This is a genomic window from Paenibacillus sp. FSL K6-2524 (genome assembly GCF_038005525.1).
Classification (GTDB): Bacteria; Bacillota; Bacilli; order Paenibacillales; family Paenibacillaceae; genus Fontibacillus; species Fontibacillus anaericanus.
Window position 1 is genome coordinate 4092392 of record NZ_JBBOSP010000001.1, and the last position, 24800, is coordinate 4117191.

Annotated in this window: 29 protein-coding genes; 2 read left to right on the top strand and 27 right to left on the bottom strand. The window is 43.6% G+C overall.

Features of this window, described 5'->3' with window-relative positions; genetic code table 11:
• Positions 1 to 86 precede the first annotated feature (86 nt).
• From NST85_RS18840 to NST85_RS18960, 25 genes are all read right to left on the bottom strand, one after another.
• Positions 87 to 1010 (bottom strand): polyprenyl synthetase family protein, encoded by a 924-nt coding sequence (locus NST85_RS18840; protein WP_425464323.1) that lies wholly within the window; start codon positions 1008 to 1010, stop codon positions 87 to 89.
• Positions 982 to 1239 (bottom strand): exodeoxyribonuclease VII small subunit, encoded by a 258-nt coding sequence (gene xseB / locus NST85_RS18845; protein WP_127190953.1) that lies wholly within the window; start codon positions 1237 to 1239, stop codon positions 982 to 984. Before xseB ends, NST85_RS18840 begins: the two co-directional genes overlap by 29 nt.
• Positions 1217 to 2590, bottom strand: a complete 1374-nt coding sequence (gene xseA / locus NST85_RS18850; protein ID WP_127190954.1) for an exodeoxyribonuclease VII large subunit — start codon at positions 2588 to 2590, stop codon at positions 1217 to 1219. The genes xseB and xseA overlap by 23 nt, the downstream gene beginning before the upstream one ends.
• Positions 2591 to 2612: 22 nt before the next feature.
• On the bottom strand, positions 2613 to 3470 hold the full coding sequence (folD, locus tag NST85_RS18855; RefSeq protein WP_341190084.1) for a bifunctional methylenetetrahydrofolate dehydrogenase/methenyltetrahydrofolate cyclohydrolase FolD: 858 nt from the start codon (positions 3468 to 3470) through the stop codon (positions 2613 to 2615).
• Between the two features lie 47 nt (positions 3471 to 3517).
• Positions 3518 to 3967, bottom strand: a complete 450-nt coding sequence (gene nusB / locus NST85_RS18860) for a transcription antitermination factor NusB (RefSeq protein ID WP_127190956.1) — start codon at positions 3965 to 3967, stop codon at positions 3518 to 3520.
• Positions 3968 to 4343: 376 nt separating this feature from the next.
• A complete protein-coding gene (locus tag NST85_RS18865) occupies positions 4344 to 4577 on the bottom strand; it encodes a DUF2273 domain-containing protein (protein WP_127190957.1) in 234 nt (77 codons plus the stop codon).
• Between the two features lie 14 nt (positions 4578 to 4591).
• Positions 4592 to 5131, bottom strand: a complete 540-nt coding sequence (amaP, locus tag NST85_RS18870; RefSeq protein ID WP_127190958.1) for an alkaline shock response membrane anchor protein AmaP — start codon at positions 5129 to 5131, stop codon at positions 4592 to 4594.
• Between the two features lie 121 nt (positions 5132 to 5252).
• Positions 5253 to 5660, bottom strand: a complete 408-nt coding sequence (locus NST85_RS18875; RefSeq protein ID WP_127190959.1) for an Asp23/Gls24 family envelope stress response protein — start codon at positions 5658 to 5660, stop codon at positions 5253 to 5255.
• A 114-nt stretch (positions 5661 to 5774) separates the two neighbouring features.
• Positions 5775 to 7118, bottom strand: a complete 1344-nt coding sequence (gene accC / locus NST85_RS18880; RefSeq protein WP_127190960.1) for an acetyl-CoA carboxylase biotin carboxylase subunit — start codon at positions 7116 to 7118, stop codon at positions 5775 to 5777.
• Between the two features lie 63 nt (positions 7119 to 7181).
• Positions 7182 to 7676 carry an acetyl-CoA carboxylase biotin carboxyl carrier protein gene (gene accB, locus NST85_RS18885; RefSeq protein WP_127190961.1) on the bottom strand — a complete coding sequence of 165 codons (495 nt, stop codon included), beginning with the start codon at positions 7674 to 7676 and terminating at the stop codon, positions 7182 to 7184.
• Between the two features lie 157 nt (positions 7677 to 7833).
• Positions 7834 to 8589, bottom strand: a complete 756-nt coding sequence (locus NST85_RS18890; protein ID WP_127190962.1) for a SpoIIIAH-like family protein — start codon at positions 8587 to 8589, stop codon at positions 7834 to 7836.
• 72 nt (positions 8590 to 8661) lie between these two features.
• Positions 8662 to 9306, bottom strand: a complete 645-nt coding sequence (gene spoIIIAG, locus NST85_RS18895; RefSeq protein ID WP_341190085.1) for a stage III sporulation protein AG — start codon at positions 9304 to 9306, stop codon at positions 8662 to 8664.
• Positions 9307 to 9326: 20 nt separating this feature from the next.
• Positions 9327 to 10133 (bottom strand): stage III sporulation protein AF, encoded by an 807-nt coding sequence (gene spoIIIAF / locus NST85_RS18900; RefSeq protein ID WP_127190964.1) that lies wholly within the window; start codon positions 10131 to 10133, stop codon positions 9327 to 9329.
• A 30-nt stretch (positions 10134 to 10163) separates the two neighbouring features.
• The gene (spoIIIAE, locus tag NST85_RS18905) at positions 10164 to 11354 is read right to left on the bottom strand and encodes a stage III sporulation protein AE (protein WP_127190965.1); all 1191 of its coding nucleotides are present in this window, start codon (positions 11352 to 11354) and stop codon (positions 10164 to 10166) included.
• An 18-nt stretch (positions 11355 to 11372) separates the two neighbouring features.
• On the bottom strand, positions 11373 to 11762 hold the full coding sequence (gene spoIIIAD / locus NST85_RS18910) for a stage III sporulation protein AD (protein WP_127190966.1): 390 nt from the start codon (positions 11760 to 11762) through the stop codon (positions 11373 to 11375).
• 11 nt (positions 11763 to 11773) lie between these two features.
• Positions 11774 to 11977 carry a stage III sporulation protein AC gene (gene spoIIIAC, locus NST85_RS18915; RefSeq protein WP_009225775.1) on the bottom strand — a complete coding sequence of 68 codons (204 nt, stop codon included), beginning with the start codon at positions 11975 to 11977 and terminating at the stop codon, positions 11774 to 11776.
• Positions 11978 to 12035: 58 nt separating this feature from the next.
• Positions 12036 to 12554: a stage III sporulation protein SpoIIIAB gene (spoIIIAB, locus tag NST85_RS18920; RefSeq protein ID WP_127190967.1), complete on the bottom strand. Its 519-nt coding sequence runs from the start codon at positions 12552 to 12554 to the stop codon at positions 12036 to 12038.
• Positions 12547 to 13545, bottom strand: coding sequence for a stage III sporulation protein AA (gene spoIIIAA, locus NST85_RS18925; protein ID WP_127190968.1), 999 nt, complete (start codon positions 13543 to 13545; stop codon positions 12547 to 12549). Before spoIIIAA ends, spoIIIAB begins: the two co-directional genes overlap by 8 nt.
• 98 nt (positions 13546 to 13643) lie before the next feature.
• Positions 13644 to 13910 (bottom strand): YqhV family protein, encoded by a 267-nt coding sequence (locus NST85_RS18930; RefSeq protein ID WP_127190969.1) that lies wholly within the window; start codon positions 13908 to 13910, stop codon positions 13644 to 13646.
• A 163-nt stretch (positions 13911 to 14073) separates the two neighbouring features.
• Entirely contained in the window at positions 14074 to 15177 is a 1104-nt protein-coding gene (gene glgD, locus NST85_RS18935; protein WP_341190086.1) for a glucose-1-phosphate adenylyltransferase subunit GlgD, read from the bottom strand.
• Positions 15178 to 15197: 20 nt separating this feature from the next.
• Entirely contained in the window at positions 15198 to 16358 is a 1161-nt protein-coding gene (locus tag NST85_RS18940; protein ID WP_341190087.1) for a glucose-1-phosphate adenylyltransferase, read from the bottom strand.
• Positions 16359 to 16605: 247 nt separating this feature from the next.
• Complete coding sequence (locus NST85_RS18945) at positions 16606 to 17859, bottom strand: aspartate kinase (protein ID WP_127190972.1); 1254 nt, start codon at positions 17857 to 17859, stop codon at positions 16606 to 16608.
• A gap of 346 nt (positions 17860 to 18205) precedes the next feature.
• The gene (efp, locus tag NST85_RS18950; RefSeq protein WP_127190973.1) at positions 18206 to 18763 is read right to left on the bottom strand and encodes an elongation factor P; all 558 of its coding nucleotides are present in this window, start codon (positions 18761 to 18763) and stop codon (positions 18206 to 18208) included.
• 63 nt (positions 18764 to 18826) lie between these two features.
• Positions 18827 to 19900, bottom strand: coding sequence for a M24 family metallopeptidase (locus NST85_RS18955; RefSeq protein ID WP_127190974.1), 1074 nt, complete (start codon positions 19898 to 19900; stop codon positions 18827 to 18829).
• Positions 19901 to 20007: 107 nt separating this feature from the next.
• Positions 20008 to 20502 (bottom strand): YqhR family membrane protein, encoded by a 495-nt coding sequence (locus NST85_RS18960; protein WP_127190975.1) that lies wholly within the window; start codon positions 20500 to 20502, stop codon positions 20008 to 20010.
• A gap of 137 nt (positions 20503 to 20639) precedes the next feature.
• Between NST85_RS18960 and NST85_RS18965 the strand changes: the two genes are divergently transcribed.
• Complete coding sequence (locus tag NST85_RS18965; protein WP_307396001.1) at positions 20640 to 21635, top strand: DUF1385 domain-containing protein; 996 nt, start codon at positions 20640 to 20642, stop codon at positions 21633 to 21635.
• Between the two features lie 7 nt (positions 21636 to 21642).
• Positions 21643 to 21981: a hypothetical protein gene (locus NST85_RS18970; protein WP_127190977.1), complete on the top strand. Its 339-nt coding sequence runs from the start codon at positions 21643 to 21645 to the stop codon at positions 21979 to 21981.
• On the opposite strand, the gene NST85_RS18975 is transcribed toward NST85_RS18970, so the two are convergent.
• Together NST85_RS18975 and NST85_RS18980 are read right to left on the bottom strand one after the other, a co-directional pair.
• On the bottom strand, positions 21982 to 22956 hold the full coding sequence (locus NST85_RS18975; RefSeq protein WP_341190088.1) for a patatin-like phospholipase family protein: 975 nt from the start codon (positions 22954 to 22956) through the stop codon (positions 21982 to 21984).
• A gap of 73 nt (positions 22957 to 23029) precedes the next feature.
• Positions 23030 to 24664, bottom strand: coding sequence for a family 10 glycosylhydrolase (locus NST85_RS18980; protein ID WP_341190089.1), 1635 nt, complete (start codon positions 24662 to 24664; stop codon positions 23030 to 23032).
• Positions 24665 to 24800: the final 136 nt, after the last annotated feature.

Genomic DNA, 24800 nt, shown 5'->3' on the forward strand with positions numbered 1-24800 from the left:
GTTCCCCGCTTTCCTTAAAAGTTGTCTCGCGTAGTTAATAGCACTCATTATATCATATGAATAGCTGAATCGAAATCTTTGTGCGATCAATGATCCCGCTCCATTAAATAATCTGCGATATCCAGCAGTTTCTCTGGATTCGGAATAAGACCACTCGTTATGGCTCCTTTTGCAGTACGGGTCAATGCTTCCAATTCGGCACGCGAGTTGTCCAGACCGATAAAATACGGATATGTTACTTTCTGTTGCTTCACATCACTTTGGGTTTTCTTTCCCAATTTCCCCTCATCGCCGATAAGGTCAAGGATATCGTCTTGAATCTGAAACGCAAGACCAATTGCCCGGCCAAACTGTTCCAGTGCAGCAAGCTGCTGTTCGGAAGCCCCAGCCACTCTTCCTCCCGCTTTCAAGGAGAACACGATAAGATCACCTGTTTTGTGCTGATGGATATAACGCAGTTGGTCCAGCTCAGTGAGACCTTGCTCACCCTCCATATCAGCAACTTGACCACCTACCATACCCGCAGGTCCAGCGAACAAAGACAGCTCCTCCACAATCGCTAGTGCAGACTCTGCTGTAATTCCAAATTGCCGGCTTGTTTGAATAATACTATAAAAGGCATGTGTCAGAAGACCATCTCCCGCCAGGATTGCCATGGCTTCACCAAACACCTTATGATTCGTTGGTTTACCACGCCGGAAATCATCGTTATCCATTGCGGGAAGATCATCATGAATCAACGAATAGGTATGAACCATTTCCACGGCGCAAGCGACGGGCAAAGCCGCTTCTCGGCTTCCGCCCAACGACTCCGCCGCAGCAATGACAAGGAGTGGCCGAAGTCGCTTGCCCCCCGCCATAAGCGAGTATTCCATCGATTCCCTAAGGTTCGTAGGAACTTCCCACGAACCAGGTACGATATCTTGAAGAGAAGAAGTCACCAAACTGGAAACAGCTTCTATATAGTCGCGAATGGACGATTTATCCAAGAGAATCACCGCTCTCCTCACTTTGTGGAGCAAAAGGTTTTTTCTCAATGTCTCCGTCATTCTCTACGATCATTTCGATTTTGCGTTCCACTTGAGCCAGCTTCTGGCTGCAAAGCTGCGAAAGCTGCATCCCCTTCTGAAACAGATCAATTGCTTTCTCAAGGGGAACATCCCCATTCTCCAATTGCGACACGACATCTTCCAATTGATTCATGGCATCCTCAAAATTAATTTGCTTCTCCTGTTTCATGATCGTCTCCTCCCCGCTTCATACCCCATACTTGGCAATCCAGCTCGCCGTCAGTCACTTTTACCTTCACCCGATCACCAAGCTCCACATCATTTAGTGATTTAATTAAAGACTTCCCTTGTTCGTCATATACGAGGCTATATCCCCGTGCCATAACCTTCAACGGACTGAGTGCATCCAATTGCCGGATGCCAGAGGTCAACTGCTGTGACTTCTCTCTAAACATTGCATTCATGGCCCCGCGAAGCTGACGCCCGGCTTCACTCTGTCTACGCTTAGCCATCTTTAGCGCATCCTGTGGATGATAACGCAGCAATCGCTCATTGAGGCGACCATGAGTCGAAATCGTGAGCTGAGTACGCGATTTCATCCTGCTCACTAAGCGAGATTGAAGCGTATCCAGCCGCACAGCATGCTGGAGTAAACTTCGCCGCGGCTGAAGCAGCGCTGGTGATCGCTGCAGACGCCGAAGTCGCTCACGCGCTTGTGACACTTGATGCTGCAAGGCACGCTGCAGCACTTGCTCACGCTGGTTCAGCTGCGCCTTCAGCTCGGCGACGTGAGGTACGGCAAGCTCCGCTGCAGCAGTTGGCGTAGCAGCGCGTAGATCCGCAACGAAATCGGCAATAGTAAAGTCTGTCTCATGGCCAACAGCCGAGATAATAGGAATTTCCGATTCGTAGATCGCACGTGCTACCGCCTCTTCATTAAACGCCCACAGTTCTTCTAAAGATCCGCCTCCACGGCCAATGATTAGGACATCAGCCTCATTCATATCGTTCAGCGTTTGAATCGCTCGAATGATCGATGGTGCTGCGCCTTTACCCTGTACCGACACGGGATACAGAACAACCTCTGCTTGAGGATATCGACGTGAGAGCGTAGTTAAAATGTCGCGCACAGCCGCTCCGGTGGGGGACGTAACCACACCGATCACACGGGGAAACCGTGGTATAGGTGATTTACGCTCTGGGGCAAACAGCCCTTCACGCTCTAGCTTTTGTTTTAATTGTTCAAAAGCTAGATACAAGCTCCCTATTCCATCTGGCTGCATATGTGTCGCATAGAACTGATACTGTCCATCACGTTCGTACACCGACACATTGCCACGAGCAATTACACGAGCACCTTCCTTTGGTATAAAAGGTAGTCGCTGATTGTGCGAAGCAAACATAATACTTTTAACTCGGCTCTCAGCATCTTTCAAGGTGAAATACATATGTCCGCTAGAGTGATGCGTAAAGTTCGAAATTTCACCACGTATCCAAACTTCCGACAGCAGCGTATCCGACTCCAGCTTCATCCGGATATACCGGTTCAATTCCTTGATGGAATAAATTCGCTGCTCCATAGGCGCTGCCCCTCCCCAGATATTACGCTAGACCTTTTAGTCTCTTAGCCGCAAGTACTGTATTCATCATTAGCATTGTGATCGTCATTGGGCCTACACCGCCTGGGACAGGTGTAATCGGACCGGAGATTTCTTTTACACTCTCAAAATCTACATCTCCAGCCAATTTTCCATTATCCAAACGGTTCATACCTACATCAATAACTACTGCACCTGGTTTTACGAAAGAAGCATCAACAAAGTTTGCGCGACCAATAGCCACAACAAGAATGTCCGCCTGCTTAGTCAATTCCTTCATATTTGCCGTTCTGGAATGGCACATTGTTACGGTTGCATTCTCCCGTTGTAACAGAAGTGATACAGGTTTACCTACGATATTGCTACGTCCGATCACTACCGCATGTTTGCCAGAAATATCAATTCCTGCCCGTTTGATCAATTCAATCACTCCAGCAGGTGTACAAGGCAACAAACTATCGTCACCGATCATGAGATTGCCTACATTTACAGGATGAAATCCATCAACGTCTTTCTTCACTGAAATCGCATCAATAACAGACTTTTCGTGAATATGTTGTGGTAAAGGAAGCTGTACGAGGATACCATGAATGCTATCCTGGTGATTTAACTTATCCACTAAGGCTAAGAGATCCTCCTCAGAAGTGGACGCTGGAAGACGGTGAACTTCCGAATAAAAGCCGAGATCCTGACATGCCTTTTCTTTATTACGCACATAAACCTGCGAAGCTGGGTCTTCTCCGACAAGAACGACCGCAAGGCCGGGTGTTAATCCCTGGCTTAACAATTGTTCAACCTCTTTGCGGAGTCCTCCGCGTATTTCCTCAGAAATTTGTTTTCCACTAATAAGTTGTGCAGTCATGTCACTCTCTCCCCTTTACCCCAATTTATCTCTACAACTTGCAGACATTAATTTTTACTTTTAATTTCATCCACTTCATGAATCATTTTCCCTAGAACACCGTTCACGAATTTCCCAGAATCTTCCGTTCCAAAATGCTTCGCAAGGTCGATCGCTTCATTGATAACAACTTTGCTTGGAATATCATCACGGTAAATCATTTCATACGCAGCTAATCGAAGCACTTGTCGATCTACTTTGGATAAGCGACTGATATGCCACCCTTTCAAGTAGTCAACGAGGAGTTCATCGATCTCCACTTTACGTTCCCAAGTACCGTTTACAATTTCCAAGACAAATTCTTTAGTGGCATCCACATCGGACAAATCCACTTCACTTTCGTTTTCTCCTGCTGCTTCAGAAATTAACATGGTTACAGCTTCCTCAGCTTCTACTTCATTCATTTCCATTTGATACAGACTTTGTATGGCAATTTCTCTAGCTAGTCGTCGTTTCATGTGTTTCCTCCTTAATAGTTGAACCCATCCATCCCAAACCCTCCCTTACCGTAAGGAAAGGCCCCAAGGGTTGACCACCTTTGGGACACCCGCTTAGGGAAGATTGGTTGGGAAGAGGCGCTCCTACCCGCTGTCCCCTGTGGGGATGCGCTATACTTTGGCGTTAAGAACGCTTTACCCCTTCGGGTACGTCTTACTCATGACACTCACGGAACATTTTCTTCTTACCTTCATGATGATCCAAAACGATACGAATCATCACATTTTCTTATGGGTAAATCATTTCAAACAAAAAAATCCCTTGACACGCTCTCTCCACAAAAAATGGGCAAGATGAAATCGCAGCTCTTTTTCCGGAGAAAGCATATCACAGGAATTATTTAAAGGGGCGCCATCGAGACTCCAACCATTCCCGAAGTTCCTTCCAAGGGAAAAGTGGACCTTGACCTACATCCTTGTGTTTGCCAACTGTATATCCAACAAACAACAAAAGTGCGCAGAACAGCATATTCCAAAATCCGAAATACAGATAAATTAGGCAAAAAAACACGGCCGCCACTACACCTAATAGACGTCCCTTATAACTCTCCCACAATTGTCTCCAAAACATCGGGTTACTCACCCCTATTCAACCCGGTTTTTCACAGTAGTTGATTGGACAAGGTTGGCAATATACACCGAAACATAAGAAACGGGAATGCCAGTGATGTCCTCCACATGATCATGGACTTGTTTTTGCACTTCTTCGGTCAAAGCCGGTATAGAAGATTCTCCATCTACCATGGCTCGTACCATAACTTCCATACCTGCATCCGTAATTCGAATTCTTGTCTTAACCTCTCTGATTCCCCGAACACGAGAAGCAGCCTTATAAGCTAAGTTCTGAATCGTTTCTACAGAGATTTGAATATCTCCGTACTCGGTACGCTGATCAATCGATGGCAACGAGTTACGATCCCGTCGAACAGAAATATAGAAGAAACGGATACTTAAGAGGAACAACACTACGGCAACTACCAACGTTACGATTAAGAGGTTTTTCTCTTCTGTGCTATTTAGTGATAATGGCACGACGTTCGTCAGCAGGAGGATGGCGATGACAGAAATGATTCCGATACTTAAGCTGTAAATGAACAGCAAAAGTCTGTCCAAAATTTTGGCCACGACGGGTACAGCCTCCTTAAAATGTGAGTGATCAAAAAATGACTTTTTGAACTACATCTAAAAGTTCTACTCTGAAAGTATAGTAAACCCCTGACGTAAGTCGGGGGTTTATCAATGCAATTTATTTCACTCTGTGGGTCAACTCTACCTCTTCGACTCTCTCCACTGCCTTAAAGATTACATCGTGAATATGTACATTCACTTCAATCACTGTGAGACCAGTCATTGTTTCGATAGAACGTTTAACATTGCGTTGAATTTCGGTAGCTACTTCAGGAAGACGATGACCAAACTCCACAATAACAGAGACGTCAACAGCCGCTTCACGTTGGCCTACTTCCACTTTAACACCCTTGGACAAATTCTTTCTTCCCAAGAGTTCAACAATACCTCCAGCGAATCCGCCACTCATTCCTGCGACACCTTTGACCTCAACTGTAGCAAGACCTGCAATGACTTCAATTACCTCAGGAGCAATTTGAATTTCACCAATATCTGTTCGTTCAAATTCGGTAGGCACTGTACTCATTCTATTCATCCACCTCTCAATAAGTATGACGTTGCCTCACATCGAAGAGACTAGCGCACTTATTATAAATACTATATCATTTCGGATTCATTATGACAAACAAAGAGACAATATCTAAATCTCATTTTCTTCCAAAAATTTGATATCGAAATCACCCTTAATAAACGTAGGATGCTCCAACAATTTCTGATGAAAAGGGATCGTCGTATGAATACCTTCAATCGCAAATTCAGATAAGGCACGTTTCATTTTGGCGATCGCAATCTCGCGTGTAGGACCCCAAACAATCAGTTTGGCAATCATAGAGTCGTAATAAGGAGAGATTGTATATCCTGGATAGGCTGCGCTATCTACACGGACTCCTGGTCCACCCGGTGCAAGATAAAAACCAATTTTCCCAGGAGAAGGCATAAAGTTCCGGAAAGGATCTTCCGCGTTAATCCGACACTCAATTGACCAACCGTTGATCTGTACTTCATCTTGCGTGAATGAGAGTGGATTCCCTTCAGCTACCGAAATCATTTCCTGAATTAGATCGATTCCTGTCACCATTTCTGTAACGGGATGTTCCACCTGAATCCGTGTGTTCATCTCCATGAAGAAGAACTGACCATCTGGACTAAGCAAAAATTCAAGTGTTCCTGCGCCAGAATAATTCACGGCCAATGCTGCTCTAACAGCCGCTTCGCCCATTTCCTTACGTTTCTCAGGTGAGAGAACTGGGCAAGGTGCTTCTTCAACTAGCTTCTGCCGTCTACGCTGAACGGAACAATCGCGTTCACCCAAATAAGCAGCATTACCGTGCTTATCAGCAATAATTTGAATTTCTACATGCTTCATACCGGTCAAATATTTCTCCAGATACACGCCTGCATTACCGAAAGCCTTTTGAGCTTCTTGTTGTGCCGTTGTAATCTGTTGAATGAGCGAAGACTCGTCTTCGGCCAATCGAATTCCCTTCCCACCACCACCAGCAGTTGCCTTGATAATGACAGGATAACCAATATCTCTTGCAATAAGAATGGCTTCTTCGAGATCTTCTACCACGCCGATGGAACCTGGAATAACAGGAACCTTCGCATCTCTCATGGTTTGCTTCGCCACGGCTTTGTCGCCCATTTTTGTAATGGCTTCCGGGGAAGGACCAATAAAAGTAATGTTGCATGAACCGCAGATTTCAGCGAAATCCGCATTCTCTGCAAGAAATCCATAACCCGGATGGATGGCATCACATTCAGTCAATGTTGCCACACTAATCAGGTTTGAAATATTCAAGTAACTGTCCTTAGACAGAGTTGGACCAATGCAATATGCTTCATCCGCAAGCCTGACATGTAGCGAATCCCTGTCCGCTTCCGAGTACACAGCCACGGTAGAAATACCAAGCTCGCGGCAAGCACGAATAATCCGAACTGCAATTTCCCCGCGGTTCGCAATCAATATTTTATGAAATTTCACTGTTTCGCATCCTCCTTGGAAAGCTAGATAAGCGCCATGATTTTGTAGACGCCTTCAGACCGATCACTCCGGCTTCACCAGAAAGAGAGGCTGTCCGTATTCCACTAGTTGTCCGTTTTCTACCAAAACATCAATAATTGTACCCTTTACTTCAGCTTCGAGCTCATTCATTAGCTTCATCGCTTCGATAATGCAGACGGTTGTCTTGTCGCCGACCTTATCCCCAATATTAACAAATGGATTGGCATCCGGGGAAGAAGATCGGTAGAATGTACCGACCATCGGAGAAACAATCGTATGTAAGTTTGCATCCGGTACGCTTGGGCTTTGAGTCGTTGACTCTACAACTTGACCAACGTTGATCGAATCAGCAGATACATGTGCTGGCACACCTGGATGCGAAGCCCCAGATAGAACAGACGGTTGAACGAGTATCCCCTCACTCTTACCAAATTTACGAATACACAAACGAGCACCTTCGTTTTCAATTTCAAGTTCATGGAGAGTCGTTTTATCCATCAATTCAATCAATTCTTTAATTTCGTCTAATTTGAACATATTCTTCATTTCACTCCTTCAGCTTTATCGGAAAGCCTGGGCCATTTATACCATAACTTTATGTATTATATCACAATCATTCAAAATGGAAAGAGCCCAAGATTGCCCTGGACTCTCCCAATATACTACCGTTAATAGCTTTTCAAGTGTATATAAGTTACTCCGTTACGTACTGAACACTTACCTTGTCTTGGGAAACGCCTAGTTCTTTGATCACTAGATCCATAATTCCTACGGCTTCTTTCGCTCCAAGCTTCTCACTAACTACGACTACTTTATATTTATCGTTATCCTCTGTCACCACTGCATTAGCATATTGCTGTTGAAGGCGTTCTTCAATATCAGTGATCTTCGCTTCTTTCTCTTCTAAAGCACCTAATTGCTGCTGAGCCATGGCTGCCTCATCTAAAGTTTTCTTATCGTCGCTAATGGCTTGAAGCAATTCATCTTGTTTCTTAATATTGTTCTCATTACGTTCAAGCTGATAAGCCGTAAGTGTATCGGCACCAGTTAAACCCTCAGACTCCAATTGCTTCAGAACGTCCGCATCTGTTGTCCCTGTCTCTGTCGTTGTCGTTCCTTTTTCTGTTGTTCCCAACTCTGAATCGCTCTTAGTAGTTTCTTCAGCAGGAGTATCTACAGTTGTACCTTCAGGGGTCGCAATATCTTCGGTAACAACTTCATCCGTTGCATCCGTAGTAAGATTGTTAGCATCGTCGCCTGTCAACACTTCTGAGAGAACCACATCATCTCCATTTGAAGTACCCGAATCCATTGTTGTAACCTGAGCTCCATCCGCTGACGGTGGAGTAGTACTGCCTGAATCCTCTGTAAAAAATAAATAGTATGCGGAGAGAACAACCATCAAGCTGAGCATTGATACGAGCCATACCGTCTGTCTTTTGGATTTCATTGTAAAATTCCTCCTAAAAGTATGATAGATTTTATATAAAAATGGACCTGAACATCCGTGTTACTACGATCACTACTGCGATTGTTTCCGGGGAACGACAGAAATACGATATGCCGGAACATTTAACCCTTTTTCGATGGCATCCACAATTAAACTTTTGACTGTTTTATTCTCAGCGCCTCGTGCTACAACGAGTACACCTCGAACCTTTGGCTTTATCTTCTTCGTAATAATGGGTTGTTCATCACCAGAAACCGAATAGGTAACAATTTGCCCATCTCGTGTATATTGTGTAACATGTCGTTTTCCCCCGCCTGCATCAGTCTCTTCTGTCAGTTCTTGGGTATCCTTCACATTACGCTGCACGATGATTTCTTCTGTCGAGTCAATTGTGACAAGCACATCAACCGCGCCAACACCGACAATTTTCTCCAAAATTTCTTTCGTCTTATTTTCTAACGAGAGTTCAATTCCATCAAACGAATTGTCTTCCGTTCCATCATTTACTAATGCAGAGGTTGGCATATCTTGTGTAACCGGAGGTTCTCTTCCCGCTCCATTCGTGTCGATCTGTTTCACGTTTACAAATGAGTTAAATAACATAATGGCGAGCCCAATCAAACCCAAGATAATTAGCAGACGGAAAGTATACGCACTCTTTTTCCCATCAGTACCTTTTCCTAACCAAAGTTCAAATTTCTTCAACCAGTTTGGCAAGGTTCCTCACCCCCTTAGAATCAATTTTCTTGATTTTCTCGCTTCATAACAGTGATCGTTTCCTTTGATACGCCCCATTCTTTGTATAGTAATTCTCTGATACGCTCAACTGTAGCTTCGTCTTTCCCTTGGGTCAGGACGCTAGTCTCATCATCGATTAAAGGAGTGTCCTCTGTGCTTACCATCGCAGTTTTATCTCCTTTTTCGCCTTTATCTTTGATCATGGGTACATCTTGTTGTAAATCAACGTTTATTGTTACTTCTTCTACCGACTGAATGGTAATTTCCGAACCGCTTATTCCTTCTTTACTACTTTTCGGGTCTTGCACCGTCATCGATTGTCCAATGAAAACCTCAACAGATGAGATCAACAGCTCGGTCTGTTTGGAACCAAAATTCCCCTGCGTTTTTCCTTCATCTGTAGACTTGGTAACCAACTTCACGGCAACTCTTTCAATCGGCTGCCCGATCTCTCTTTGGATCTGTTCCTTCATTTGTCTTGCCGCTTCCTCACCAGCCCACTGCAGGGACTCAACTTCCTGTTTTTTCTTAAGTTCTTCACCTTGCTTTAAAATGAGTGCAGTACTCTCATTGGTGGAGTAACCTTCCAGGCCGTTAATATTGTCCGCTAGTGCCGTCGCAAGCTTCTGTTCCGTATCACCTGAGAACAACCGTATGATCGGCGAGAGTATCGTTAGAAGAATGAGCAAGCTGACGACGAATCTCACATATCGTTCCATGGAACGATTCGGGAGAAGAAGTTCAATAAAAACGGCGATCAAGACTACGAAAATTATTTCCTTCAGCCACTCACTAATCCAAGTCATAGGGATTCACCGCCTTATTAACGCTGCTATTCACCTCATCATTACCGTGATGTTGCCTGCTGTTAACATAATCGTGATGGCAAGGAAGAACATCAACCCCACTGCGGCAAGCGCAGCGAACACGTACAACATGCTCTTACCGATGGTAGCTAGACAGGTAACTATCGGCGAATCTCCTAGAGGTTGCATGACGGCGGCCGACAGATTAAAGATCAGCGCGAGCGTCAGTATTTTTATTGCAGGAAAAGCACAAAGGAACAACAGGATAATGACACCTACTAGACCAATTGAGTTTTTCACTAGCATGGAAGCAGAAATGACTGTATCCGTAGCATCAGCGAACATCTTACCCACAACCGGCACAAAATTCCCAGTTAAATATTTAGCAGCACGGAGGGTGACTCCATCCGCCACAGACCCCGTAAACCCTTTGACAGAAATGACACCGAGGAACACAGTGAGCAGTAAACCAAGAAGTGCCATACTTACGGTCCGCAAGAGATTAGCCAATTGAGTCAATTTGTATTTATCTGATAGTGAGCTCACGATATGCAGTACGGCTGAGAAGAACAATAAGGGGAACACCACTGTATGAACGACTGTCCCAACCGTATGGACCATGAAGACGACTAGCGGATGTGTCACCGTTACTGTTACCGCGTTCCCCATCGAAGCAAGTAGCATGAACAGTAGCGGAACCATAGCCATCATGAAGTCAATCATTCCTGTGATAGCTGATGTTGCATAGGAGATGGCGACATGAAAGCTATTAATCGCCAGAATAAGAATGACCATGTAGCAAATCGAATAGGCAACTTTACTCACTTGTTTGCGTTCGAACGCCGTCTGTAACGTCTCCAGTATCATGCTGAATATGGAGAGAATTACGATGGTCACCAAAATGTGACCGTTATACAATACTTCATGCCACATATATTTCATCAGACCAGATAAGCCCGTCTTCAAATTGAAGCCGCTATCTTCTTGAACTAGCATATCTATGAAAGAGGGCATATTCTGATCTGGAAAAAATCCTCCATAATCCTTCATTAACTGCTGCCAGTATGACTCAACCTGATCCGTTGGGAGTTCCTGTGCCTGACGCTGTACCCAACCATCGTCAGTACCCTCAGCAAACAACTTAATCGGAAAGAAGAGCAGAAATCCGAGGACAATGAGGACCAATGTTTTTTGTCTCCATGTCAGGTCAAATTGTTTCATCCCTTGTCCCCATTTCTTCTAAGCTGGCAACAGCTTCATTACCGTTTCAATGATAATGCTGATAATTGGAATGGCCAGCACCATGATCAGTACTTTTCCTGCAAGTTCGATTTTGGAAGCAATACTCTCTTGTCCAGCATCTCTGACGATTTGCGCCCCAAATTCGGCGATATAGGCAATCCCAATTATTTTGAGAATGGTCTTTAGGTAGATCATCTGTACCCCAGAAGACTCTGCTAATTGCTCAAGCACTTCGATGATTCCACCGATTTTCCCGATAAGAAACATGAAAATGATGATTCCTGTGCTTGCTGCGATCAGAAAAGCGAAGATCGGCTTTTGCTCTTTAATAACTAGAATCAATATCGTTGCTAAGAGACCAAGTCCTACAATCTGGATCATTTCCACCGTTAGTTCACCTACTGGAATAAGAAGATCGATTTAATTTCCTGAAACAGACTGTCAAGCAGCCTAATCACCATAAACAGCACGACGACGAACCCGATCAACGTCACCCAATGTGCCATGTCTTCTTTGCCCATTTGCTTCAGCACCGTGTGAATCATGGCGATAATAATTCCGATGCCTGCAATTTGAAAAATGGCGTTCACTTCTATGTTCATTGATTTGGCACCTCACTATCAATTTCACAGCGACCATCGAATGGAGAGGGGAATGCAATTAGTAGAATAAGATAACGATGAACGCTCCGCTCAGCAATCCCAAGCTCTTACACATTTTCTCGTAGCGGGACTGCTCGTCTCGCGCAGCGGCCTCTTCACTTTCCAATTGCCGAACAGCTGTGACAATATGTCCGATTTGATCCTGCCGATCGCTTGTCCCGAGCGTATAGCTAAGCTGGTTCATTACCTCTTTCTCCGGCTTCTTCATTGACGTCCTTCCCCACCCACTCTCGATCGCATGCTCTAGACTTTTCTGTGCAGTCCAGTTCCTTGGAGGGTTCATATTCTCCGCAGCAACTACAAACAGTGACTTGATGGGTTCCTTATTCTGATCCGCAATCCGCTGTAAAGCATCAGGCAAAGGGGTGAAGCCATACATAATTTCTGTTTCCAATCTCTTCAGAGCCAGGATAAGCCGGCGGATTTGGTTTGGACGGTTTGCAAATTGCTTTGCTTGGTACCATCCAACAAGCGTAGCAGCCAAGATAACTAGCGCAGCCCCTAACATTTTAAGCATGTTCAACCCCGCCTCTCCAGCCTGGCTCATGAGTCTGGATCGCTCTTCCTTTTCCGTCCCACAACCGGAAGGCAAGTCCCTTCTCCGTACGATTCAATACCGCATAAATCTGAAAGAAGGGGGGATTTGACAGTTTACTCAGTGCAGGTCTCGATGTCAGTTCATTAACATTAGAACCGTGCGCCGTGGCAATTACTCGTACTCCAGCATGCAATGCTTCAGCGAGTGCTTCAGCATCCTCAGCACGTCCAATTTCATCGACGATAATAACGTCAGGAGACATCGAACGAATCATCATCATAATGCCCTCTGCTTTGGGACAACCATCCATCACATCTGTCCGAGTTCCAACATCGAAGCTGGGTACACCCCTTTTACTCCCCGCAATTTCGGAACGTTCATCAATCACAGCCACTTTGAGTCCTGGCCACTTGGCATCTGGGTGACCCCAGGTCCCATTACTAATCTGACGAGCCAAATCACGGATCAGAGTCGTTTTCCCCTGTTGTGGTGGAGAGAGTATTAAGGTATGTTGCACACTCTGATGTTTGAAATCTAGAAGTTGAGGTATCATATGATCGGCAATCCCCTGTACTTCGCGAGCGATACGAACATTAAATCCGCTAATATCACGAAGATGCTCGACCCGCCCCCCACTAAGTACAGTCCTTCCAGCAAGTCCTATCCTATGACCACCTGCAATGGTAATAAATCCCCTTCGCAACTCCTCCTCCATCGTATAGAGGGAGTGATTCGTCATCAAATCGAGTAGCGTGTTGCTATCCTGCTTCCCCGTCTTGAAGCCAAGGTTAGGATTACTAGTTAACTCCCCACTGGAAGTCAGAAAATAATGACGACCGACCGCATTGACTTCAAGAGGGCGTCCTTCACGGATACGAATTTCCTCCAGCCCAGCAAAGATAGAGGCAGGTAACTTTAGCAATAATCCCCGGATGTTATCAGGAAATACGGATAACCAACTTGGGTTCATTAGCATCCCCCCCCAAGACTCTGTCTCTTATTTATCTAAATGGTTTCTGTTATATCTCATGTGTATGCTTGTACTTTATCTTTATGACGGTAAATCTATCATTTCTTCAAAATACCAATTAAGAGACATGTTATACCGCAACCTATCCACAACATTTTTCCCCAGGAAATCTTATCCGCCATACCTACAAGTCCAATAGTCGTGGTAATGATCAGTACTGTCGGTCCCACAAAAGCAAGCGCTGAGTTGACGACTAATGCCTTATCAACCCGCCCAAGCTTAAGCATGAGTAACGCTGCAGCAATCTCAATTGTCCCAGAGACAATCCGTAACGTTGCCATACTTGTTACAAATTTATCGAGCATAGTTACCTCCTTCTTTGTAGGGTTCGTCTTAGCTCGTCTCTCTTATCGTTATGCATAAAATTCTCTTATTATTAAAAAGAAACAAAAAGACCCGCAAAAAAATCTCGCGGGCCTTCTATTTCTCATCAAGTTTGGAAGTGTTATTACTGAATGAATTATTCCTTCAAAGTATGCTGCTTTTGGCAATGACAAAAGGTTGCTGCGGCGCTCCCATGAGCGTACGATTCTGAGATACTATCACATCTTTATCCATAATTACGTTCTCGATATTTGCATTCATCTCAATGATGGACTTCTGCATTACAATTGAATTTATAATTCTGGCACCCTTTTCAATCCGAACACCTCGAAAAATAATGCTATTCTCTACCCATCCATCGATCACACAACCGTTTGCGACAAGCGAATTACTTATTTTAGCATCCGCTAGATATTTAGTTGGAGCTTCATATTTTATCTTCGTTTGTACCGCTTGTTTACCAAAGAGGCGCAAATAATGCTCCCGTTTCAGGAGATCCATACTATTCTTATAATAGCTTTGAACTGAATTAATCACGGCATGATATCCCTTATATTCATAGGCAGCAACCTTTAGATTTCCGCGACCTTTCTGAATTACATCCCGAAAGAAGTGGCTACCTCCGTGCGCTATACACAAATCTACCATGTCTAAAAAGAGCTCTTTCTCGATGACAAACATCTCCATGTAAATATTGTGATTATCCTTCTCTTGATGAATACCCGTTACCTTGTTGGAAGAGTCTACATTAAGCCTTATGCATCCTTCATGCTCAGGTTCAAGCTGTTCGACCTGTTTATATACTACTGTAACATCAGCCTCACTCTCACAGTGCTGCTGATAAACTTCTCTAATATCAACCATATTGATATGGCGACTTCCGGAATACACAATATATTTACCTGGTGAGCGGCGAAAGAAATGGAGATTATTATGAAAATGCTGCAATTCGCCACGCGAAGTGTCTGTAGGATCATTCCAATCAGGCGGTAGAATAAATAACCCCCCTCGCTTTCTGTCCAAGTCCCAAGGTTTCCCGTCGCCTAAATGATCCAGGAGGGAGCGGTATTTTCGACGAATAAAGAGACCTACGCTTACAATCTCGGCATACATCATATTTGACAGTATGAAATCAATCAGCCGATACCGCCCGGCAAAAGGCACCGATGCACCACAGCGAAAATACGTAAGTTCATTTAACTGGTCCAGTTCGTGATCAAGACTAATTACTCCGAGTAATGGCTTCATTCCGTAATCACCGTCCTCATTTAGCTTTGTTTGGTTCTTGTAAGGTACAACTCAACATCTTCTTCACTATCAATCAATAGAATGTCACCTTCATCCTCCGAACCAATGACAATATTATCTTCTATGACGATGTCCTCATTAATAATCGCTCTATGAATGCGCACATTCTTCCCGATTTTCACTTTAGGCATAATGACTGAGTCGGTAATTTCACTATCTTTCCCTACCTCTACACCATAGAAGAGGACTGAATGTTCTACCTTCCCGTGTATAATACATCCTTCATTAATGATGCAATTTTTAAGAATGGCCTGAGGCGCGATGTATTGTGCCGGCTGATTTGGATTTCGTGTATAAATCCGCCAGGATGAATCATTCAAATCTAGTGGAGGATCATCAGATAACAGGTCCATATTGGCTTCCCATAAACTGCGAACGGTACCTACATCTCTCCAATATCCTTCAAAAGGATAGGCAAACAATTTCTTGTCATTTTGGAGCATCAGCGGAATGATATCCTTACCGAAATCATACGAAGAGAACGGCTTCACAGCATCCTCCAATAGATGTGCACGTAATACGTCCCATTTGAAAATATAAACTCCCATAGACGCCAGCGTACTCTTCGGGTGCTCTGGTTTTTCCTCGAATTCATAGATCTGCAAATCGTCAGTTGTGTTCAGGATTCCAAATCGACTTGCTTCTTCCAATGGAACGTCAATAACCGAGATGGTGCAATCGGAATCCCGTTCCTTGTGATACTGCAACAACGCTTTATAATCCATCTTGTAAATATGATCGCCTGACAAAATGAGTACGTGCTTAGGATCAAACTGTTCGATAAACTTCACGTTGCGGTAAATGGCATCCGCAGTCCCCCGGTACCAGTTGCTCCCGTCCTCCCGTTCATGCGGAGGCAGCACAAACACACCACCGTATTTGCGGTCCATATCCCAATCCGTTCCTACCCCAATATAGGAATGGAGCACCAGCGGCTCGTACTGCGTCAGAACTCCCACTGTGTCGATGCCCGAGTTAGAACAGTTGCTTAGTGGAAAGTCAATTATCCTGTACGTGCCCCCAAAATACACCGCAGGCTTGGCAAGAGTTCTAGTAAGTCCCTTGAGCCGCTTGCCTTGTCCTCCAGCCAGCAGCATGGCTACGATTTCTTTTTTTCTCATGAAAGCACCTCTTTCACAGTGATGTCCCTATTAAAAATTAGTATCTGCTATAAGTTTATGGCCGGTATATCTAAACATACTTCTGTTTTATCGCTCCCATGTCTTAAAATAGCAAATTATTTAAATCTTTTTTTGTATGACGGATTGTAACCCCTCACAAACTTGGATAAACCTTCCGACGCACAAAAAAAGACCCGCAATAAAGCTGCGGATCTTCCTGTGAAAATATATATAATTACAAAATCTCCTAACGTCTATCCTCAGGACCACCAACTGATACCTGTTCTTTCGTATCAAGACCATAAGCAGTGTGGAGTGCCTTCACCACTTCATTCAATTTACTTCCATCAATAACGCAAGAACATTTAATTTCTGAAGTGCTGACCATTTTAATGTTAACATCCTGTTTCGAAATAACGTCAAACATTTGTGCGGCAACGCCTGGATGACTGACCATACCAGCACCAACAATAGATACTTTAACAAGTCCTTCTTCTGAAGTTATATCCTCGAAAGGAACCTCTCCGCGAATACCGTTGATTACGTTTATTGCGTTCTCACGATCCGAAAGGCCAACTGTAAAGGAGAAATCAGCTTTCCCATCTTGTACGCCACTTTGCACAATGATATCTACATCAATTTTGACATCGGCAAGCGAACCAAATACTTTCGCTAATACGCCAGGAATATGAGAAACTCCTAAGATGCTAATTCTGGCTACGTTCTTATCATAGGCTATACCACTGACTACTACACCTTGTTCCATATTGACTTCCTCCTTCACGACAGTACCTTCATTATGATTAAAGCTTGAACGGACAACAAGACGAACTTGATTGTGCTTCGCATATTCTACAGCACGCGGATGCAACACTGCTGCCCCTAAATTAGCCAATTCCAGCATTTCATCGTAAGATATTTCCTTCAGCTTACGTGCATTCTTGACGATCCGCGGGTCGGTGGAATAGATTCCATCAACATCTGTATAAATTTCACAATAGTCTGCAGAAATTGCTGCCGCTAAAGCTACTGCGGTTGTATCAGAACCACCACGACCAAACGTCGTAATTTCTCCATCTTCCGTCATCCCTTGGAAGCCTGCAACGATGACGATATTGTTCTCGTTTAGAGCCTGCTGGACCCGCTCTGGATGAATATCCGTAATTCGCGCTTTACCATGTACAGGTTCAGTACGGAACCCAGCCTGCCATCCCGTATATGAAATTGCGCTGCGTCCGAGCGCGTGAATTGCAATCGATAGTAAAGCAACAGATATTTGCTCACCCGTTGTCATCAACATATCCATTTCACGTAATGGCGGCTGTTCGTTGAGCAATTTCGCCTGATCAATCAAATCATCTGTCGTGTCTCCCATCGCAGAAACAACAACGACAACTTTATGTCCTTCATCTTGTTTCTCTACGACACGTTTTGCGACACGCATCATCCGTTCTGTATCCCCTACGGAGCTTCCTCCGAATTTCATAACATATAAAGCCAAATCAGACCCTCCCCAATGTGATCTTCCTTAATCTATATAAGTTTAACTATCGATTGTGATAAAGCTACGAGTACGAAATGTTCTTACAATCGCTGTTGTCCCCGAATTTCTTTATTTATTTTTTAAATGGTTGAAATTCGGGGACAAAGGCGACCGCTTCGCTTTTTCAGAATCATTTCGCTCTCTCCGCTATATCATTGTTCTTTAATTTAACTTATATAGTACTCATTTCATTCCTACTATCGGTAACGCTTTAAACCAGTATAATACGAATAAAAAAATTCCTCCACCTATTAAAGATGGAGGAGAAAGCTTTTTTGTAGAGATACTGTGACTTATTTCCCCACTACGCGCGGGAAATATATTTACCTTCACGTGTATCGATCAATAATACATCATCCTCATTAATGAATAGAGGTACTTGAACGTTGTGGCCAGTCTCAAGTTTGGCATTCTTAGTTGCACCAGTAGCCGTATTTCCTTTAATTCCTGGTTCAGTTTCTACAACGCGTAGTTCAACGCTGTTTGGCAAATTAATACCCAAGATTTCGCCTTGGTAACTGATGATCTTTACATTCATATTCTCTCTTAGGAAATTAAGTTCCCACTTCAATTGATCAGAAGTCAAAGTAAACTGATCATAAGTTTCATTATCCATGAAAGAATGTTCTTGACCGCTAGCGTACAAGTACTGTACATCGCGGTTTTCAATAATAGCTCGTCCGATGGTTTCACCGGCACGGAACGTCTTCTCAACGGTATTTCCGTTACGAAGATTTTTCAATTTGGAACGGACAAATGCTGCGCCCTTCCCTGGTTTAACGTGCTGAAAGTCAAGCACCGTATAAATATCTCCGTCTACTTCGACGGTCAAGCCTGTTTTAAAATCATTTACTGAAATCAATAAGAGAACCTCCTTGGGTAAAGTTAACACCAGTTTTTTAATTAATAAAATATATCATAACTTCTAGGCAATAACGGTAAAATCCTTTGTCGATTCAGTAAGACGGCGAATACCGTTCTCTGTAATGACAACATCATCTTCAATCCGGACGCCGCCAAATCCCGGCAGGTAAATGCCCGGCTCCACTGTCACGACCATCCCTGGTTGAAGAACCGTATCGCTAAGTTTGGATAACCTAGGTGCTTCGTGTACTTCCATGCCTAGGCCGTGACCCGTACTGTGACCAAATTGATCACCATAGCCATATCGGGTAATAACATCACGAGCTAGAGCATCAGCCTCCCTTCCTGTCATACCAGGACGAAGAAACTCAAGTGTGTGTAGTTGTGCTTCCAACACAATGTCGTAAATTTCGCGGTGCTTGTCATTTGGAGTTCCCAGAACAACCGTACGGGTAATGTCTGAACAATAGCCATTCAAGAGAGCACCGAAATCCATTTTCACAAATTCGTTACCTTTGATAACTCGTTCACTCGCCACCCCGTGAGGAAGGGCAGAGCGTTCCCCAGATGCTATAATCGTCTCAAAAGAACTTGAAGTGGCTCCATTCTTACGCATGAACACTTCCAATTCAAGCGCCATATCCAATTCCGTAACGCCAGGTCTAAGTACTCCCAACATATGATGGAACGTGCGGTCAGCAAGATCTGCCGCCTGCTTCATAATAGCTAACTCTTCCTCATCCTTAAACACTCGCAAATCTTCCACGAGTCCAGCTACAGGAATAAGCTGACAAGGACTTAATGCAGTCTCATAGCTCCGATATGTAGAGTACACAACATTCTCTTCCTCGAAACCAAGCCGACTGATTTGCCCTGCCTGTAACAGTTCCTTTAGTGTATCCGTAACGGAAGCAGCGTGCTCAACAATCTCAAAACCTACAGCCTGTTCGGACGCTTGTACCATATATCGGAAATCTGTTAACAAATAGGCTCTCTGTCCCGTAATCAGAACATATCCTGAACTCCCAGTAAACCCCGTCAAATAGCGGCGGTTAACCTCTCCAGTAATCAATATGGCCTCCAAATTTTGAAGCTCAAGAGCTTCCCGAAGCCGAATAACACGAGTGTTCGCCATTATGTGCGCCCCTTTTCAGTCCGTTCATTGCTTAGCACATCTATGATGTGAATTAACCAAAAGTAATTTTAACATAAAAAAGGGCTAATTGAGAAGCTTTTTTGTCCCTACTGATATGCCTTCTCCGGTTCTCGTTGCCGTTCGTCATTGTATTCCACAGCCACCGTATAGCCGATAAATAATCCCCATAGTAAATAAAGGCAAAACTCACTGATAAAGGTGTTAATTGATAGTTCGCGAAAAGGAATCGTCATATGTGTCATAGGACCAATAACCAGAAATATAATGATCCACCATACGATCCCATAAACGAGCCCTGGAATAGGTCCCTTCAGCTTTCGGAGAAACAACGTATACAAGGTTGTCACGATAATTGAGAACACGATAAAAGATAACCAACCAACATAGTACCCTAGCTGACTATTCAGAAAGTTATGTTTAAAAAATGGCTCCAACAAGTATCCTGGGAGCACAGTAGTAAAGCTCATATAATAAAACAAGCCCTTAATTCCTCCCCATATGAATCCCGCAAAAAAACCAATGTTCAGAGCAAATAACCAGACATTCGTGACCTTCTTTTTGTTTTGATGATGTTGATTCATATTTCGTTTCTCCTTTGGAATTGATCTATATCAAATTCGCAATTAGTATGACCATTTTTAATAAGACTAAACAAACTAGAATTTGCTACGAAAATTCGCTACAATGGATCTATTAACAGTTAGGGAAGGTGAAATATTTGCCTCAAGAATCTAAACCAGCAATTTACGGTGGTCAAGCCGTCATCGAAGGTGTCATGTTTGGTGGCAAACATGTCAATGTAACAGCAGTCCGCCGAAAATCCGGAGAGATCACCTTTTTAGAAGTACCTAAGCAAGATAAGGCTTGGGTTAAGCGGCTTCGCAAGATTCCGTTACTTCGCGGACTCGTCAGCATTATCGATTCCAGTGCCAAAGGTTCCAAACACTTGAATTATTCCGCTGAAGCCATGGCAGATGATGAAACAGAACCAGAAGAACGCGCCAAACAAAAAGAAAAAGATGAATCGGGATTCTCACTTACGATGATTGTAGGTGTTGCTATCGCCGGTATCCTATCTTTTATTGTAGGTAAGCTTATATTCACGCTTGTCCCTGCGGTTGTGGAACAATATTTGTTCCAGCATGCATTTGATAACCGTGTCTTGCATACGTTGGTGGAAGGTATAATCAAAATTGTGCTTCTACTCGGCTATTTATGGCTTATGACACTTACGCCGGTAATCAAACGCTTGTTTCAATATCATGGTGCTGAACACAAGGTCATTACTGCCTATGAACATGGCGAAGAACTTACACCTAAGAATGTACAGAAATATAGCCGCCTCCATTATCGGTGCGGCAGTAGCTTTATCATCCTGACTGTAATAGTCGGTGTAATCATCTATTCCTTATTTAGCTGGGATAACGTATGGGAACGAATGTATATCCGCGTCCTACTGCTTCCTCTAGTCATTGGTATTTCTTTTGAAATGTTGCGGTTAACTAATGCCGTTAGAGATATTGCTGTACTGCGTTTTCTTGGATATCCAGGATTGTGGTTACAACTCCTAACAACCAAAGAACCAACGGACGACCAAGTGGAAGTGTCCATAGCATCATTTAATCGGATGCGTGAATTAGACGCTCGCTTCGAACGAGAGGGTGTAGTGGAATCACCAGTAGGCCATTCCACTTTGGATCCCGCGAAAGGATGATGGATTCATGAAGAAACAATTCATTATTTTCTGGGTTACCATCGGACTTGCGGTATTCTATCTTGTAGATTTTTTGTTCTTAGGAGGAGGCAAATTGAACCTAGGTTCTTTTCTCCCTCCAGTACTCGTTCTAGGGATCATATTCTGGCTCTATAAGTTTCCGCCTAAAAAATATCGGAAATCAAAACATCCCAAAGTCAAACCTTCTGCCCGTACGATGGCCAAGGTAGCTGCGGAACGGCGTCAAACCACGACTACAGGCTCAGGACAGAAACGTAAGCATTATCCGTTTCAGGTCATTGAAGGCCAAAAAGGAAAGAACGACGATACACCTAAATATCACTAATTAGTTTTCCGTCCCTTTAGCTTGCTGATACTTTATGAACTGCTCTTCGTAATACTGGGTATTCCAGTCCTCGAAGAAGCGATTGCCGGCCATTAACCCGGATTCATAAAGCAGCAAGCTTTCTTTTTTATCAATATCAAACTGAGTTGTACCGACTCCAAGTGTGGGAATCTTTACGGTACGATACCGATTGAATTGTTCGATGTATCTCTCATCATGGGCCGATAGCATTGTTTCCACCATAGCTTGAAGCATGCTGAATGGTCCCTTAATGACATGCGGTTGATTGCTATTTTTACCCACCATTTGAAAACCAACCGTCGGAATTATTTTCCCACCAGGGCTTCTGCAATTTTGATCAAATAACCACAATGGAAAGTTGCTTAGCATCCCCCCATCAACAATGTGTAGAAATTGACCTGCAAATGTTTTCCCTTTGGCCTGTTTAGCTGGTAATCGTAACAGAACGGGATCAAAGAAATAAGGTATACTACAACTCATCCTTACTGCCTTTGCAATCTCGAATGTTTCCGGGTTAATTCCTAGTCTTGCTAAATCATCTGGAAGAATTAAAATTCTTCCGCTAGTTATGTCAGAAGCAATGATCGTTAGCTTCCCTTTCTCCAAATCACCGAAAGTCCTCACTCCCTTGGACTTCAGAACTTTCCGTATCCATTCTTCGAGCGCCTCACCCGAGTAAAGTCCTTTTTTGAGCATTACCCGTAGTGCAGGTCCTACAATGGGAGTGTTAAAAATAGCCGCTCTCTTCAAGAAATGAGTAAAAGATGTAGACATAATAATATCTTTCATTTCTTCTGCTGTGTAACCCGCTGCAATAAGCGAGGCTACAATCGATCCCGACGAGGTTCCAGCAACCCGCTGAAACCTTACTCCATGAATTTCAGCAGCCCGCACAGCTCCAGCTAATGAAATCCCTTTTACGCCTCCACCCTCGAACACGCCATTAATCAGCATAAAGAAACAGCCCCCAATCCCATACATAAGTCTACTCTTATGTATGATGTCGAGGGCTGTCTCTATGCTATTTTTAAGATCCGTAATATGACTGTAATAACGGAATAAGTCCTAATGGATTTTTCTGCAATTCCTTCGCGCTAAAGAAAATACTACCCTTAATCTCTGGAATACCTTCGTTATATTTCAATTGATTGATAATTTCAGAAGCTGAGTTCCATCCAATCTCTTTAGTGCCTAGTTTGTATGGCGCATGGCCAATAAATAATTTCACATTCGTCCCTTTAACTTCATTGGCCCACCAATCAGCCAATATGTCATACCGAACCTCATTACGCGATAAACTCCAGTACAGTTGAGGAGCTACATAATCGATCCAACCGTTCTGTATCCATGTCCGTACATCAGCGTAGTAGTTATCATAGGCAGTTATCCCCGCCTTAGAGTCTGATCCAGTGATATCCGTCGCTTTGTTCCGCCATACTCCAAATGGGCTAATTCCATAAGAAATAGCGGGCTTTACAGCCTCGATACTTTGACCAAGGTCACGAACGAAACTATTAATGTTATCTCGACGCCAATCTCCTTTATTCGTAAATTGCATATAGTTATAGGTTTTATAAGTGCTATCATCATTAAATTTACTAGATGTTGTCTCACCAGTCGGGTAAAAGTAATCGTCTAGATGGACACCATCAATGTCATATCTCTGTACTACTTCCATAATCACGTTGATAATACTCTGCCTTGCTTCCGGAATTCCAGGGTTAATATACAAGGTAGAACCAAATTTAACGATCCATTCAGGATGCTCTTTAGCTACGTGGTTTGCTGGTAACTTGCTAGTATCACTTCCTGTACTTGCCCGGAACGGATTAAACCAAGCGTGAAACTCCATTCCCCTGCGATGAGTCTCCTCAATAAGGAATTGCAATGGATCATATCCTGGATCCTTACCTGCAGTTCCTGTCAGGAAGGAAGTCCAAGGCACCAGATTTGAAGGATAAATCGCATCCGCTGAAGGACGTACTTGAACGAACACCGCATTCATCCCCATACCCTGCAACTCATCTAGTAGTTTGATATATTCATTTTTTTGAACTTCCATTTTTCCATAGGAACCACTGCTTGGCCAATCCAAATTAAACACCGTAGAAACCCACGCTCCACGCAGTTCATCCTGACGGCCTTCAGTAATTGGTGGTTCTACAGTCACTGGCGGTGTAGTATCTGGATGTTCGAATTCCGGAGGCTCTACAACACTATCCTTTGAGGTCAGAGTAATCGTTTTTAATATCTGATTCCAATCTACATTTAGACCCAATTGTTCGCTTACAAAGCGAAGAGGAACCATCGTGCGGCCCTTAATATTCTCCACTGACACATCCAAGCTAACAGGGCTGCCATTCACTTGCGCAGTTTTATTACCAGTGCGAAGCAATATCGTATTCTCATCTTTTATTATCGTTACACTCTTAGTAGCTTGTGACCAATCTATAGTCGCTCCTAATCCCTCGCTAATAACTCGGAGGGGAACCATCGTAACATTCTCTTTGGGTTTAATATAAGGTGCTGCATCACTAGATAAAGACACACCATCCAAATAAATAGTAATATCGCGGGGAGAAGCTGCCCCCACTTGACCGACGGTGGAAGAAAACATAATCAGAATGAGAAGAGGAATAAGCCATGTGCGTAAAGATTTCATCAGTAACCTCCGAGATTCTATTATTTGTATGGAGAAATTCTCCTACCTTCTTTTAACGTTCTCGATGGTACAAGAGTTGCGGTTAGGTGTAGAACAAATAAAAAAAGCATCTGTCTAATTAAAGACAGATGCTTTT

Bases quoted from the DNA above. Each gene is read 5' to 3' on its own strand.
- glgD (WP_341190086.1), bottom strand. From the start codon at position 15,177: ATGAAGCCATTACTCGGAGTAATTAGTCTTGATCACGAACTGGACCAG.
- folD (WP_341190084.1), bottom strand. From the start codon at position 3,470: ATGACTGCACAACTTATTAGTGGAAAACAAATTTCTGAGGAAATACGC.
- NST85_RS18930 (WP_127190969.1), bottom strand. From the start codon at position 13,910: ATGCTCGATAAATTTGTAACAAGTATGGCAACGTTACGGATTGTCTCT.
- NST85_RS18890 (WP_127190962.1), bottom strand. From the start codon at position 8,589: ATGAAATCCAAAAGACAGACGGTATGGCTCGTATCAATGCTCAGCTTG.
- NST85_RS18955 (WP_127190974.1), bottom strand. From the start codon at position 19,900: ATGGCGAACACTCGTGTTATTCGGCTTCGGGAAGCTCTTGAGCTTCAA.
- NST85_RS18960 (WP_127190975.1), bottom strand. From the start codon at position 20,502: ATGAATCAACATCATCAAAACAAAAAGAAGGTCACGAATGTCTGGTTA.
- NST85_RS18875 (WP_127190959.1), bottom strand. From the start codon at position 5,660: ATGAGTACAGTGCCTACCGAATTTGAACGAACAGATATTGGTGAAATT.
- spoIIIAB (WP_127190967.1), bottom strand. From the start codon at position 12,554: ATGCTTAAAATGTTAGGGGCTGCGCTAGTTATCTTGGCTGCTACGCTT.
- NST85_RS18865 (WP_127190957.1), bottom strand. From the start codon at position 4,577: ATGTTTTGGAGACAATTGTGGGAGAGTTATAAGGGACGTCTATTAGGT.
- NST85_RS18940 (WP_341190087.1), bottom strand. From the start codon at position 16,358: ATGAGAAAAAAAGAAATCGTAGCCATGCTGCTGGCTGGAGGACAAGGC.
- accB (WP_127190961.1), bottom strand. From the start codon at position 7,676: ATGTTCAAATTAGACGAAATTAAAGAATTGATTGAATTGATGGATAAA.
- spoIIIAE (WP_127190965.1), bottom strand. From the start codon at position 11,354: ATGAAACAATTTGACCTGACATGGAGACAAAAAACATTGGTCCTCATT.
- xseB (WP_127190953.1), bottom strand. From the start codon at position 1,239: ATGAAACAGGAGAAGCAAATTAATTTTGAGGATGCCATGAATCAATTG.
- xseA (WP_127190954.1), bottom strand. From the start codon at position 2,590: ATGGAGCAGCGAATTTATTCCATCAAGGAATTGAACCGGTATATCCGG.
- NST85_RS18970 (WP_127190977.1), top strand. From the start codon at position 21,643: ATGAAGAAACAATTCATTATTTTCTGGGTTACCATCGGACTTGCGGTA.
- nusB (WP_127190956.1), bottom strand. From the start codon at position 3,967: ATGAAACGACGACTAGCTAGAGAAATTGCCATACAAAGTCTGTATCAA.
- NST85_RS18975 (WP_341190088.1), bottom strand. From the start codon at position 22,956: ATGCTGATTAATGGCGTGTTCGAGGGTGGAGGCGTAAAAGGGATTTCA.
- spoIIIAA (WP_127190968.1), bottom strand. From the start codon at position 13,545: ATGAACCCAAGTTGGTTATCCGTATTTCCTGATAACATCCGGGGATTA.
- NST85_RS18980 (WP_341190089.1), bottom strand. From the start codon at position 24,664: ATGAAATCTTTACGCACATGGCTTATTCCTCTTCTCATTCTGATTATG.
- spoIIIAC (WP_009225775.1), bottom strand. From the start codon at position 11,977: ATGAACATAGAAGTGAACGCCATTTTTCAAATTGCAGGCATCGGAATT.
- spoIIIAF (WP_127190964.1), bottom strand. From the start codon at position 10,133: ATGACTTGGATTAGTGAGTGGCTGAAGGAAATAATTTTCGTAGTCTTG.